This is a genomic window from Kitasatospora sp. NPDC057518 (assembly GCF_042802075.1).
Classification (GTDB): domain Bacteria; phylum Actinomycetota; class Actinomycetes; order Streptomycetales; family Streptomycetaceae; genus Kitasatospora.
Genome location: NZ_JBHVEU010000257.1, coordinates 1 through 12,831 on the forward strand (window position 1 = coordinate 1; position 12,831 = coordinate 12,831).

Genomic DNA, 12,831 nt, shown 5'->3' on the forward strand with positions numbered 1-12,831 from the left:
GCCCGGGGCTGTGGGGCCCGGGCGGCGGCCCGTTCAGTCGAGTGTCTGATGTGACGTGTGGTGCCGGTGGTGCGGCGACCTGTCAACGACGCGGCGAAGCGTCGAGTACCTGCTGGAGCGCCTCGAACTCCTCGACGCACTTGCCGGAGCCGAGCGCGACGGAGTCGAGCGGGTTCTCCGCGATGTGGATCGGCATGCCGGTCTCGCGGCGCAGCCGCTCGTCCAGGCCGCGCAGCAGGGCGCCGCCGCCGGTGAGCACGATGCCCCGGTCCATGACGTCGCCGGCCAGCTCGGGCGGGCACTGGTCGAGGGTGGTCTTGACCGCGTCGATGATCGCGTTGACGGGCTCGTCGATGGCCTCGCGGACCTCGGCGGCGGAGATGACCACGGTCTTGGGCAGACCGCTGACCAGGTCGCGGCCGCGGATCTCGGCGTGCTCGTCCTTCTCGCCCTCCAGGCCGAAGGCGCTGCCGATGCTCATCTTGATCTGCTCGGCACTGCGCTCGCCGAGGAGCAGCGAGTACTCCTTCTTGATGTGCTGGACGATCGCGTTGTCCAGCTCGTCGCCGGCGACCCGGATGGACTGGGCGGTGACGATGCCGCCGAGGGAGATCACGGCGACCTCGGTGGTGCCGCCGCCGATGTCGACGACCATGTTGCCGGTGGCCTCGTGGACGGGCAGGCCGGCGCCGATCGCGGCGGCCATCGGCTCCTCGATGATGTGCACCTGGCGGGCGCCGGCCTGCGAGGAGGCCTCGATGACGGCGCGGCGCTCGACGCCGGTGATGCCGGAGGGCACGCAGACCACGACGCGGGGGCGGGCGAGGTAGCGGCGGCGGTGGATCTTGAGGATGAAGTACCGCAGCATCCGCTCGGTGATCTCGAAGTCGGCGATCACGCCGTCCTTGAGCGGGCGGATGGCGACGATGTTGCCCGGGGTGCGGCCGATCATCTTCTTGGCCTCGGCGCCGACGGCGAGGATGCCGCCGGTGTTGGTGTTCACCGCGACGACGGACGGCTCGTTCAGAACGATGCCCTTGCCCCTGACGTACACCAGCGTATTGGCTGTTCCGAGGTCGATCGCCAAGTCGCGGCCGATGAACGACAGGTTGCTCGCCATGGGGTGTGGGTGCCTTCCCGGGCTCGGAGTTCATGGGGGGGTGGACGAATGCGCGCGTCCACGCGTGGGCGGAGAACAGCTGAGCTGTCTTACCGGGCCCTTGAGTCGCGTCCATCGTAGCCACGCCACTCGGTACGGACGTCGGCGTGGGGCATACCGTCCATTGTCCGGGGCGTGATCGCATCTCCGAGGATTGGGACGCCGTGTCGGCGCCGCCAGTTCCCTATTTCACGATAAGAATGCCCCGGCCGGGCCAATGGTCCCGACCGGGGCGGTACGAACGTCCCCCCGGGCGTGTCGCCCGGGTCCCGCTCGCCGGATCAGGCGTGCGCGGGGAAGAAGATCTTGATCTCGCGCTCGGCGGACTCCGGGGAGTCGGAGGCGTGGATCAGGTTCTCGCGGGTGATCGTCGCGTAGTCGCCGCGGATGGTGCCGGCCCCGGCCTCCAGCGGGTTGGTGGCGCCGGCCAGCATGCGGATGCCCTTGACGACCTCCTCGCCCTCGACGATCAGCGCGATCGACGGGCCGGTGGTCATGAACTCCAGCAGCGGCTCGTAGAACGGGCGGCCCACGTGCTCCGCGTAGTGCTGCTCCAGCGTCGCCCGGTCGAAGGTGCGCAGCTCGATGGCGGCGAACCGCCAGCCGGCCTTGCGCTCGATGCGGCTGATGATCTCGCCGGCCAGGCCGCGGCGGACGGCGTCGGGCTTGAGCAGGACGAGAGTGCGCTGGGACACGGTGCGTCTCCTGGGGATTCGGTTCGGCAGACAGTCGGGTCGACAGGCGGCGCCGACAGGGCAGAGATTACCTTGCGTACACGGCGTGTCGGTCCGCTGGTCCGAGCCTCAGGCCTGTACGGCGGCGGCCTCCGCGGCGGCCCTGGCGGCCTTGAACGCGTCCACCTTGCGGCCGTAGTGCACCGAGCACCACCACAGGCCGGCGAAGACCACGCCGAGCCCGAACATGGTCGGCAGCACGAAGCCGCTGGCGATCAGCCCGATCTGCAGCGCCCAGCCGATCTGCACCGCGCCGGGGCGGTCGATCATGCCGCAGAGCAGGACGCACAGCGCCATCGCGATGCCGCTGACCGTCCAGATCTCCGCGTTGGAGACGTCGGTGAGCCGCATCGCGACCAGCGCCGCGAACAGGACCAGCAGCACTTCGCCGATCAGAGTCGAGGAGCAGAGCGTCCTCATGTCACTTCCTCCCGAGCAGCAGGCGGGCCTCGCCCACCGTGATGACCGAACCGGTGACCAGCACCCCGGCGCCGCCGAGGTCGCCCTCCTCCTCGGCGAGGCTGACGGCGGCGGCGATGGCGTCGTCGAGCCGGGGCTCGACCTGCACGCGGTCCTCGCCGAAGATCTCGACGGCGAGGGCGGCGAGCGCGTCGACGTCCATCGCGCGGTGGGTGGAGTTCTGGGTGATGACGACCTCGGCCAGGATCGGCTCGAAGGCCTCCAGCACGCCGGCCACGTCCTTGTCCCCGGAGGTGCCGATCACGCCGACGAGCCGGGTGAAGCCGAAGGACTCGGTGAGCGCGGCCACGGTGGCGCGGGCGCCGTGCGGGTTGTGCGCGGCGTCCAGGACGATCGTGGGGCTGCGGCGGACGACCTCCAGGCGGCCCGGCGAGGAGACGCCGGAGAAGCCCTGGCGGACCTTGTCCACGTCCAGCTGCCCGCCGCGCGCGCCGCCGACGCCGAAGAAGGCCTCGACCGCGGCCAGGGCGAGGGCCGCGTTGTGCGCCTGGTACTCGCCGTGCAGCGGGATGAAGACGTCCTCGTACTCCTCGCCGCCGAGTCCGCGCAGCGTCACCAGCTGGCCGCCGACGGCGAGTTCGCGGCGGATCACGCCGAACTCCATGCCCTCGCGGGCGACCGTGGCGTCCACCTCGACGGCGCGGCGCAGGATGTTCTGGGCGGCGTCCAGCTGCTGCTGGGCGACGACGGCGACGGCGCCGGACTTGATGATCCCGGACTTCTCGACCGCGATCTCGCCGGTGGTCTCACCGAGCTTGTCGGTGTGGTCGAGCCCGATCGGGGTGATCACGGCGACGGCGGAGTCGATGACGTTGGTGGCGTCCCAGGAGCCGCCCATGCCGACCTCGACCACGCCGACGTCCACCGGGGCGTCGGCGAAGGCCGCGTAGGCCATGCCGGTCAGCACCTCGAAGAAGGACATCGGCACCGGCTGCGCCGCGTCGACCATCTGCACGTAGGGCTCGATGTCGCGGTAGACCTCGACGAAGCGCTCGGGGGTGATCGGGGCGCCGTCCAGGGTGATCCGCTCGGTGACGGACTCCACGTGCGGGCTGGTGTAGCGGCCGGTGCGCAGCTCGAAGGTGTTGAGCAGCTGCTCGATCATCCGGGCGGTGGAGGTCTTGCCGTTGGTGCCGGTGATGTGGATGGAGGGGAAGGACCGCTGGGGCTGGCCCAGGATGTCCATCAGCGCCTCGATCCGGTCGAGCGAGGGCTCCAGTTTGTTCTCCGGCCAGCGCTTGGAGAGCTCCACCTCGACGTCGCGCAGGGCGTCGCCGGTGCCGCCGTCGGCGGGGCGGATGGTGTACGGGTTCGGGTCGGCCTTGTCGCTCACGTCCACAGTCTACGGAGCGCTGGCGGGTCCTCCTCACGGGGTGAGAACGACCACTTTGCCCGTTCTTTCCCATGATCAGCTAGTTTCCTCCCTTTACTATTGATTTAGCGATTTGAACCGCAATGAAGCATCGATTCGCAACCGATAGGAGCCTTCAGCCTTTGATCACTGGGAGCACTGCGCCATGCCCGACGCCCTGCACGAGTGGATCGTGCTTCGCCAGGACGCCGTCGTCTGGGTCGCCGGACTGATCTCCCTGGCGCTCGTCGGCTACATGGCCCTCGTCTTCGGACGCTTCCTCGTGTACTGGGCGGGCTCCCGCCACGCCTTCCGGCACGGCCGCCCCGCCGAGCCCGGCGACCCCGCCGCCTTCCGGTGGCACCTGGTGATCCCCTGCCGCGACGAGGAGGCCGTGGTCACCCAGACCCTGGACGGCCTGCGGACCAGCGCGCCCGAGGCCCACCTGTGGGTGATCGACGACGACAGCGAGGACGCCACCCGCGAGCTGGTCCTCGCCGCCGCGGCCCGCGACCCGCGGATCCACCTGGTCCAGCGCCGCCGCCCGCACGCCCGGATCGGCAAGGGCGCCGCCCTCAACGCCGCCTACCGGGAGATCTCCGCCCGGCTGCCCGAGGGCACCGACCGCTCCCGGGTGGTGATCGGCGTGGTCGACGCCGACGGGCAGCTCGACCCCGGCACCCTCGCCCGGGTCTGCAACCCCAAGGCCCTCGGCCGGCCCGACACCGGCGCCGTCCAGATCGGCGTCCGGATGCGCAACGCCGACGACGAGCTCCCGCTGCCCGGCCGCGGCCGGCTCGCCAACGCCCTGGCCCGCGCGCTGGTGCGGATGCAGGACGTCGAGTTCCAGGCCACCAACACCGGCATGCAGCTGCTGCGCCGCCGCACCGGCAGCGTCGGCCTCGGCGGCAACGGCCAGTTCGTCCGGCTCACCGCCCTCGACTCGCTCACCGCCGAGGAGGGCCGGGCCGGCCGCCCCTGGCCGGAGCGCGCCCTGCTGGAGGACTACGAGTCCGGCCTCGACCTGCGCCTGGCCGGCTGGCGGCTCACCCACGTCACCGAGGCCCAGGTCTCCCAGGAGGGCCTGATCTCGCCGCGCCGCTTCCTCACCCAGCGCACCCGCTGGGCCCAGGGCAACATGCAGTGCCTGCGCTACACCGGCCGGGTGCTGCGCTCCCCGCACTACACCGCGACCGGCAAGGCCGAGGTGCTGTACACCTTCCTCCAGCCGGTGGTCTGCGTGCTGCTGGTGCTGCTCTTCCCCGTCTCGCTCGGGATCACCGGCGCCGGGCTGGTGCTCTTCCCGGAGGAGACCGCCGAGTTCCAGCTCCGGTTCGGCCCGTGGATGCTGCTCGCCTTCGTGCTCGCCACGCTGCCGATGGTGTTCTGGGGCTTCGCCTACCGCCGGGCCGTCCACCCCGACCGCGGCCGGCTCACCGGGCTGCTCTGGGGCGTCCTGGTCTGGCTCTACGCCTACCACCTGTTCGTGGTCGCCACCCGGGCCGCGGTCCGGATGCTGCTCGGCCGCAACGGCTGGGCCAAGACCCGCCGCAACGCCGAGAAGACCGCCCTCGGCGCCCCCACCGCGCTCGAGTCCTGAGCCCGCCCCTCCCCCTTCGCGCCGCCCCTCCCCCACGCCACCGGAGCCCCGCATGAGCATGTGCCTGCCCCCGTCCAGCGTCGCCGTCGTCCTCGGCACCCGCCCCGAGCTGGTCAAGCTCGCCCCGCTGATCCACGAACTCGGCGACGCCACCCGGCTGGTGCACACCGGCCAGCACTGGGACGAGGCGATGTCCGGCCGCTTCCTGCGCGACCTGGACCTGCCCCGGCCGGAGCTGCTCACCGGGGTCGGCGGCCGCCCCCGGGCCGGTCAGATCGCCCAGTCCCTCGGCCAGTTGGACGCCGCCTTCGCCGAGGACCGCCCCGCCGCCGTGGTCGTCCAGGGCGACACCAACGCCACCCTCGCCGGGGCGCTGGCCGCCAACGCCCGGGAGATCCCGCTGGTCCACGTCGAGGCCGGGCTGCGCAGCTTCGACCGGGCGATGCCCGAGGAGCACAACCGGGTGATGGTCGACCACGTCTCCGACCTGCTCTGCGCCGCCACCGGGGAGAACGTCGCCAACCTGCGCGCCGAGTCGCTGGCCGAGGACCGGATCGAGCTCACCGGCAACACCGTCGTCGAGGTGGTCCGCCGTCAGCTGCCGGACGGGGCCGCCCGCGCCGCGCTGCTCGCCGCGCACGGCCTGCGCCCGGACGCGTACGTGCTGGCCACCGTGCACCGCCCGGAGAACACCGACACCGCCGAGGCGCTCGGCGCGGTGCTCGCCGAGCTGGACCGGATCGCCCGGGCCGGCACCCCGGTGCTGTTCCCGATGCACCCGCGCACCCGGGCCGCCGTCGAACGCTTCGGCCTGGACGGCCTGCTGAAGCGCCTCGCCGTCACCGGCCCGGTCGGCTACGGCGACTTCCTGGGCCTGGCGTGCCACGCGGCGCTGCTGGTCTCCGACTCCGGCGGCGTGCAGGAGGAGTGCACCGTGCTCGGCCGCCCGCTGCTGGTGGTGCGCCGCTCCACCGAGCGTCCGGAGGCGGTGGCGGCCGGCTTCGCCGCGCTGGTGCGGCCCGACGAGGAACTGGGCACCCTGGCCCGCGCCTGGCTCTCCGACACCCCCGAGCGGCTCGCCCGGCTGGCGGTCACCCCGAGCCCGTACGGCGACGGCCTGGCCTCGGCCCGGATCGCCGCGCTGACCGCGGCACTCGCCGACCCGGCCAGCCGGCAGGCGTTGCCGTCGGCGGCCTAGGTCCTCTTGACAGCAGAATTGGTCTACTCCACCTTGTGAGGCAAGTCTCCGTTCCCGACCGGGACTTGAGTTGTCGGTAGCTCCCGCACGCGCACCATCGACACCCCGGACGGCGCTCCTCCCCCACGAGGCGCCCGCCGGGCCTCCCCCACTGGAGACGGAGTCATGCCACCTGCCCGACACCGGCGCCCGCGCGCCGTCCACTCCCTGCTCGCCGGAGCGAGCGCCCTGGTCATCGGCCTGGGCGGACTCGTCCTGGCCGGCGGCACCGGCGCCCACGCCGCCGACACCGACCTGATCGTCAACGGCGGCTTCGAGACCGGGAACCTGTCCGGCTGGACCTGTTCGAGCGGTACGGTCCAGCGCACCACCGTCCACTCCGGCACGTACGCCCTGCAGTCCACCCCGGCCGGGAGCGACACCGGCGAGTGCACCCAGACCGTCCAGGTGAAGCCCTCCTCCGCGTACACCCTGAGCTCCTGGGTGCAGGGCTCGTACGTCTACCTGGGCGCCCGCGGCACCGGCGGCACCGACCCGAGCACCTGGACCCCCGGCGCCGGCGGCTGGACCCAGCTGACCACGAGCTTCACCACCGGCCCCAACACCACCAGCGTCACCGTCTACCTGCACGGCTGGTACGGGCAGCCGGCCTTCGCCGCCGACGACGTCTCGCTGCTCGGCCCCGGCGGACCGCAGCCGTCACCGAGCCCGACGGCCACCGCCACCTCCACCGCCTCGCCGAGTCCGACGGCCACCCCCACGGACAGCGGCACGCCCACCCCCACTTCCACCGGCAAGCCGCCGGACCTGCCCAAGCACATCCTCACCGGCTACTGGCAGAACTTCGACAACGGCGCCACCGTCCAGCGGATCAGCGACGTCCCGGCCGCCTACGACATCATCGCGGTCTCCTTCGCGGACGCCACCGCCACCCGCGGCGGCCTGAGCTTCACCCTCGACCCGGCGCTCTCCTCCCGCCTCGGCGGCTACACCGACGCCCAGTTCAAGGCCGACATCGCGGCCAAGCGGGCGGCCGGGAAGCGGGTGGTGCTCTCCATCGGCGGCCAGAACGGCACGGTCTGGGTGGGCGATTCCGCCTCCGCCGCGACCTTCACCAGCACCGCCTGGGCGCTGATGCAGAGCTACGGCTTCGACGGGATCGACATCGACCTGGAGAACGGCATCAGTTCCACCTACATGGGCCAGGCGCTGCACGCCCTGGCGGCGAAGGCGGGGAGCGGATTCATCCTCACCATGGCGCCGCAGACGATCGACATGCAGTCGACCGGCATGGAGTACTTCAAGCTGGCGCTGAACGTGAAGGACATCCTCACCATCGTCAACATGCAGTACTACAACTCCGGCGCGATGAACGGCTGCGACGGGAACGTCTACTCCCAGGGCACCGAGAACTTCCTCACCGCGCTGGCCTGCATCCAGCTCAAGGGCGGGCTGCGGCCCGACCAGGTGGGCCTCGGGGTGCCGGCCTCCACCAGCGCCGCGGGCGGCGGGTACCTCGCCGCCGGCACCGTCAACAACGCGCTGGACTGCCTGGCCTCCGGCACCAACTGCGGCAGCTACAAGCCGGACACCACCTGGCCGGGCATCGGCGGCGCGATGACCTGGTCGACCAACTGGGACGCCAAGGCGGGCAACCCGGTGGCCGGCACCATCGGCTCGCACCTGCACGCCATGCCGTAACCGGCCCGGCCGGCCTGCCGGAGGCCCGGGTTCAGACCCCGGCCCGGGCCTCCGGGACGTGCGCGGCGCCGCCGTGCCGACGGCGCAACTCGGCCGTGATCTCGGCCAGTTCACCGTCGGGCAGCAGCGGCAGCATCATCGCGACGCCCTGCAGCAGACCGCCGAGCAGGAAGGTGGTGTCGGGTGTCGCGGCCACCAGGCCGCAGACCTCGGCCACCTCGCCGGCCGCCACCGCCTCGATCAGCTGGGCCGCGTTCGCGGTCTCCTCGTCCACCGCGACCCCGCCGGTGTCCTCCGGGGCCCGCCGGGCCATCGCCCGCAGCACCCGGTCGCCGACCTCGGGGGCGTACGCCTTGCGGACGGCCTCGGCGGCGATCCAGGCGAGCAGGGTGGTCACCTCGCGCTCGGCGTGCTCGGCGAACAGCAGGTCCAGCTCGTGGTCGAACGCGATCTGGTTGCCGTGCCGGAACGCGAGCAGCAAGGTCGCCGCCCTGGCCTTGGCCTCCTCGACCGCCTCCAGAGGCAGTTCGTCGGCCAACTCCTCGGTCACCACCACGCCATGCCCTCCCGTCCGTCGCTCAGCAGGAACGCTCAGCGGAAACGCCCATTCGGAAACTCCGTGCACACGGTACACAGCGGACCTGCAAACTTCCGCGAACCCGCGCGGGCAAGACCGGAATCAATTCGCTCGGAATAGGACCTCACCCGGTCGCAGGATGATAATTCGCCGGAAGGGAGCAATGTTCCTGGGCTATTTGGTGTAAGGAAAGCGGCCGGGGAAGCCGAACCGGAACCGGAACCCGGAAAACGCCGAGGGGCCGCACCCCGCGCGTCGCGGAGTACGGCCCCTTCGGCGGGGACGGGCGGTCAGCCCTGCGGCAGCGCCGCGAGCTGGGCGGTGATCCGGGCGATGTCGGCCTCGGCGGCCTCCTGGCGGCCCCGGATCTTGGCGACCACCTCGTCCGGCGCCTTGGCGAGGAACGCCTCGTTGCCGAGCTTGGCGGTGGTCTGGGCCTTCTCCTTCTCGGCGGCCGCGAGGTCCTTGGCCAGGCGCTTGCGCTCGGCCGCGACGTCGATGGTGCCGGAGAGGTCCAGCGACACGGTGGCACCGGCCACCGGCAGCGAGGCGGTGGCCGCGAAGCCCTCCTCGGGCGCGGTCAGCCGCAGCAGCGAGCGGATCGCGTCCTCGTGGACGGCCAGCACGGTGCCGGCCAGCTCCAGCCGGGCCGGGACGCGCTGCGCGGGCTGCAGGCCCTGGTCCGAACGGAACCGGCGGACCTCGGTGACCACCTGCTGCAGCGTGGCGATCTCCGACTCGGCGGCCGCGTCACGGTAGCCGCTGTCCTTCGGCCACTCGGTCACGACCAGCGACTCGGCGCCGGTGAGCGCCGTCCACAGCGCCTCGGTGACGAACGGGACGACCGGGTGCAGCAGCCGCAGGGTGACGTCCAGGACCTCGCCCAGCACCCGGCGCGAGGCGTCCGCCTGCGGACCGCCCTTGGCCAGGGTGGTCTTGGAGAGCTCGACGTACCAGTCGAAGACCTCGTCCCAGGCGAAGTGGTACAGCGCGTCCGTGGCCTTGGCGAACTGGTAGTCCTCGTACAGCCCGTCCACCTCGGCGACGGTGGCGTTCAGCCGCGACAGGATCCAGCGGTCGACCGCGGTCAGCTCCTCCGGCGCGGGCAGCGGACCCTCGACGGTGGCGCCGTTCATCAGCGCGAAGCGGGTCGCGTTCCAGATCTTGTTGCAGAAGTTGCGCGAGCCCTTGACCCAGTCCTCGCCGATCGGCACGTCGGCGCCCGGGTTGGCGCCGCGGGCCAGGGTGAAGCGGACGGCGTCGGCGCCGTAGGCGTCCATCCAGTCCAGCGGGTCGACCGCGGTGCCGGAGGACTTCGACATCTTCTTGCCGAACTCGTCGCGCACCAGACCGGTCAGGGCGACGGTCTTGAACGGCGCCTCGCCGTCCATCGCGTACAGGCCGAACATCATCATCCGGGCGACCCAGAAGAAGATGATGTCGTGGCCCGTCACCAGGACGTCGGTCGGGTAGAACTTCTCCAGGTCGGCGGTCTTCTCCGGCCAGCCGAGCGTGGAGAACGGCCACAGGCCGGAGGAGAACCAGGTGTCCAGGACGTCCGGGTCCTGGTGCCAGCCCTCGCCGGTCGGCGGCTGCTCGTCGGGGCCGACGCAGACGACCTCGCCGTCCGGGCCGTACCAGACCGGGATCCGGTGGCCCCACCACAGCTGGCGCGAGATGCACCAGTCGTACATGTTGTCGACCCAGTCGAAGTAGCGGCGCTCCAGCTCCTTCGGGTGGATCTCCACCTTGCCGTCGCGGACGGCGTCGCCGGCGGCCTTGGCCAGCGGCTCGACCTTGACCCACCACTGCAGCGACAGCCGCGGCTCGACCACGGTGTGGCAGCGCGAGCAGTGGCCGACCGCGTGCATGTACGGACGCTTCTCGGCGACGATCCGGCCCTGCTCGCGCAGCGCGCCGACGACGGCCGAGCGGGCCTCCAGCCGGTCCATGCCGAGGAAGGGGCCGTGCACGGTGATCGCACCGCACTCGTCCATGACGGACAGGTTGGGCAGGTCGTGGCGCTGGCCGATGGCGAAGTCGTTCGGGTCGTGCGCGGGCGTCACCTTGACGGCGCCGGTGCCGAACTCCGGGTCGACGTGCTCGTCGGCGACGACCGGGATCTCACGGTCGGTCAGCGGCAGCTTGATGGTCCGGCCGACGAGGTGCTTGTAGCGCTCGTCCTCCGGGTGGACCGCCACCGCGGTGTCGCCCAGCATCGTCTCGGCCCGGGTGGTGGCCACGACGATCGAGTCGTCGCCCTCGCCGTAGCGGATCGAGACCAGCTCGCCCGGGGTGTCCTCGTGCTCCACCTCGATGTCGGACAGCGCGGTGAGGCAGCGCGGGCACCAGTTGATGATGCGCTCGGCGCGGTAGATCAGGCCGTCGTCGAAGAGCCGCTTGAAGATGGTCTGGACGGCCTGGGACAGGCCCTCGTCCATGGTGAAGCGCTCGCGCGACCAGTCCACGCCGTCGCCGAGCCGGCGCATCTGGCCGAGGATGCGGCCGCCGTAGCTCTTCTTCCACTCCCAGACCTTCTCGACGAAGGCCTCGCGGCCCAGGTCGTGCCGGGACAGGCCCTCCTCGGCGAGCTGCTGCTCGACCTTGTTCTGGGTCGCGATGCCGGCGTGGTCCATGCCGGGCAGCCAGAGCGTCTCGAAGCCCTGCATGCGCTTGCGGCGGGTCAGCGCGTCCATCAGCGTGTGCTGGAAGGCGTGGCCCAGGTGCAGGACGCCGGTGACGTTCGGCGGGGGGATGACGATGGTGTACGCGGGCTTGTCGCTCTTCGCGTCCGCGGTGAAGTAGCCACGGTCTACCCAGCGCTCGTACAGCTCGCCCTCTACGTCCGCGGGGGTGTAGGTCGTCGGGAGGGTCGCTGCTTCGTCCCCGGCAAAGGTGCTCACGGGGCGCTGGTTCGTCGTGTCGGTCACGACGCACAGTTTACGTAACCGGGGGGTGGGTCACGAACCGCTTTCCGGTCCGCGGCCCCGGCGCGGACCGGACGGGTCCCGGCCCGGCGCCGTGCGGTAGCGTGCCCGGGCACTCGTCCGGTGGACCGGACGGGCACGGACGACCGGACAGACGACAGGCCGCGGGTGCGGCGGGGGAGCACGGACGCAGATGTACGGCCAGGGACAGCAGTACCCGCAGGGACAGCCGCAGCCGTACGGGGGTCAGCCGCCGTACGGCCCGCCGCCGCAGCAGCCGTACGGCGCGCCCCCGCCCCCGCCCGCGTACGGCCAGCCGCAGTACGGCCAACCGCAGCCGCAGCCCCCGTACGGCCAACCGCAGTACGGCCAGCCCCCGCAGCAGCCGTACGGCGTGCCTCCGCAGGCCCCGTACGGCCAGCCGGGCTACCCGCAGCAGCCGCAGCAGCGCAAGGGCAAGGGCGGCCTGGTGATCGGGCTGGTGGTCGGCGCCCTGGTGCTGGGCGGCGGCGGCTTCGCCGCCTGGAAGTTCCTCGGCGGGAACGACCAGGGCGGCCGGTACCGGATGTCCGCCCCGGACACCATCCCGGACGGCTACTCCCAGAAGTCGGCCGAGGACAAGGCCGTCGACCCGAACAAGCCGGAGGCGGCGGACTTCGGCAAGGACCTCCACGTGATCGCGGCCAGCTACAGCCGGGGCACCGACCTCGACACCTTCTCGGTGCTCGGCGTCTACGGGAAGCTCAACGACCCCGGGAAGATCATCGCGGACGCCAAGAAGAGCACCGGCGACGACGACGTCACCTGGACCACCCCGCTGACCGACTTCCCGGCCCGCGACTCCAGGAACTCCTCCGCGAAGCTCTCCTGCGGCGTGGCCGGGATCGCGGGCAAGCCCGGTCCGACGGTCTGCGTGTGGGCGGACAGGTCCACCACCGGCCGGGTCACCTTCAGCAAGATGAACGTGAACAGCCACGGCCAGCTCACCGGCGGCCAGGAGACCACCCTGACCCAGGCGGCCGACCAGACCAGGGCGATCCGCGACGCCATGGTCGTCGCCAAGTAGCGCACGCCACGAGGAGGGGCCCCGCACCGGATCCGGTG

The 12,831-nt window shown here is 71.8% G+C and carries 10 protein-coding genes; 4 read left to right on the plus strand and 6 right to left on the minus strand.

All coding sequences use genetic code 11. The features are described 5' to 3' along the window. Positions 1 to 82: 82 nt before the first annotated feature. The 4 genes from ACFU7Z_RS24645 to ACFU7Z_RS24660 all read right to left on the minus strand — a co-directional run bounded on the left by ACFU7Z_RS24645 (position 83) and on the right by ACFU7Z_RS24660 (position 3,706). Positions 83 to 1,108: a rod shape-determining protein gene (locus ACFU7Z_RS24645; RefSeq protein ID WP_049648984.1), complete on the minus strand. Its 1,026-nt coding sequence runs from the start codon at positions 1,106 to 1,108 to the stop codon at positions 83 to 85. A 332-nt stretch (positions 1,109 to 1,440) separates the two neighbouring features. Further along, the gene (ndk, locus tag ACFU7Z_RS24650) at positions 1,441 to 1,854 is read right to left on the minus strand and encodes a nucleoside-diphosphate kinase (RefSeq protein ID WP_049648947.1); all 414 of its coding nucleotides are present in this window, start codon (positions 1,852 to 1,854) and stop codon (positions 1,441 to 1,443) included. 108 nt (positions 1,855 to 1,962) lie between these two features. Continuing rightward, a complete protein-coding gene (locus ACFU7Z_RS24655) occupies positions 1,963 to 2,313 on the minus strand; it encodes a DUF4233 domain-containing protein (RefSeq protein WP_049648948.1) in 351 nt (116 codons plus the stop codon). A 1-nt stretch (position 2,314) separates the two neighbouring features. Then, positions 2,315 to 3,706 carry a folylpolyglutamate synthase/dihydrofolate synthase family protein gene (locus ACFU7Z_RS24660; RefSeq protein WP_079271806.1) on the minus strand — a complete coding sequence of 464 codons (1,392 nt, stop codon included), beginning with the start codon at positions 3,704 to 3,706 and terminating at the stop codon, positions 2,315 to 2,317. Between the two features lie 184 nt (positions 3,707 to 3,890). On the opposite strand from ACFU7Z_RS24660, the gene ACFU7Z_RS24665 reads away from it, so the two are divergent. The 3 genes from ACFU7Z_RS24665 (at position 3,891) to ACFU7Z_RS24675 (ending at position 8,223) form a co-directional block, all read left to right on the plus strand. Further along, the gene (locus tag ACFU7Z_RS24665; RefSeq protein ID WP_380743963.1) at positions 3,891 to 5,324 is read left to right on the plus strand and encodes a glycosyltransferase family 2 protein; all 1,434 of its coding nucleotides are present in this window, start codon (positions 3,891 to 3,893) and stop codon (positions 5,322 to 5,324) included. 52 nt (positions 5,325 to 5,376) lie between these two features. Next, positions 5,377 to 6,522 (plus strand): non-hydrolyzing UDP-N-acetylglucosamine 2-epimerase, encoded by a 1,146-nt coding sequence (wecB, locus tag ACFU7Z_RS24670; RefSeq protein WP_380779678.1) that lies wholly within the window; start codon positions 5,377 to 5,379, stop codon positions 6,520 to 6,522. A 165-nt stretch (positions 6,523 to 6,687) separates the two neighbouring features. Further along, positions 6,688 to 8,223 carry a chitinase gene (locus ACFU7Z_RS24675; RefSeq protein WP_049648949.1) on the plus strand — a complete coding sequence of 512 codons (1,536 nt, stop codon included), beginning with the start codon at positions 6,688 to 6,690 and terminating at the stop codon, positions 8,221 to 8,223. 31 nt (positions 8,224 to 8,254) lie between these two features. Here the strand turns inward: ACFU7Z_RS24675 and ACFU7Z_RS24680 are convergent, their stop codons facing one another. Both ACFU7Z_RS24680 and ACFU7Z_RS24685 read right to left on the minus strand, forming a co-directional pair. Beyond that, positions 8,255 to 8,779, minus strand: coding sequence for a hypothetical protein (locus tag ACFU7Z_RS24680; protein ID WP_380779680.1), 525 nt, complete (start codon positions 8,777 to 8,779; stop codon positions 8,255 to 8,257). A 311-nt stretch (positions 8,780 to 9,090) separates the two neighbouring features. Continuing rightward, on the minus strand, positions 9,091 to 11,730 hold the full coding sequence (locus ACFU7Z_RS24685) for a valine--tRNA ligase (RefSeq protein ID WP_049648951.1): 2,640 nt from the start codon (positions 11,728 to 11,730) through the stop codon (positions 9,091 to 9,093). A gap of 190 nt (positions 11,731 to 11,920) precedes the next feature. Between ACFU7Z_RS24685 and ACFU7Z_RS24690 the strand changes: the two genes are divergently transcribed. After that, positions 11,921 to 12,793 (plus strand): hypothetical protein, encoded by an 873-nt coding sequence (locus ACFU7Z_RS24690; RefSeq protein ID WP_380779682.1) that lies wholly within the window; start codon positions 11,921 to 11,923, stop codon positions 12,791 to 12,793. Positions 12,794 to 12,831 lie beyond the last annotated feature (38 nt).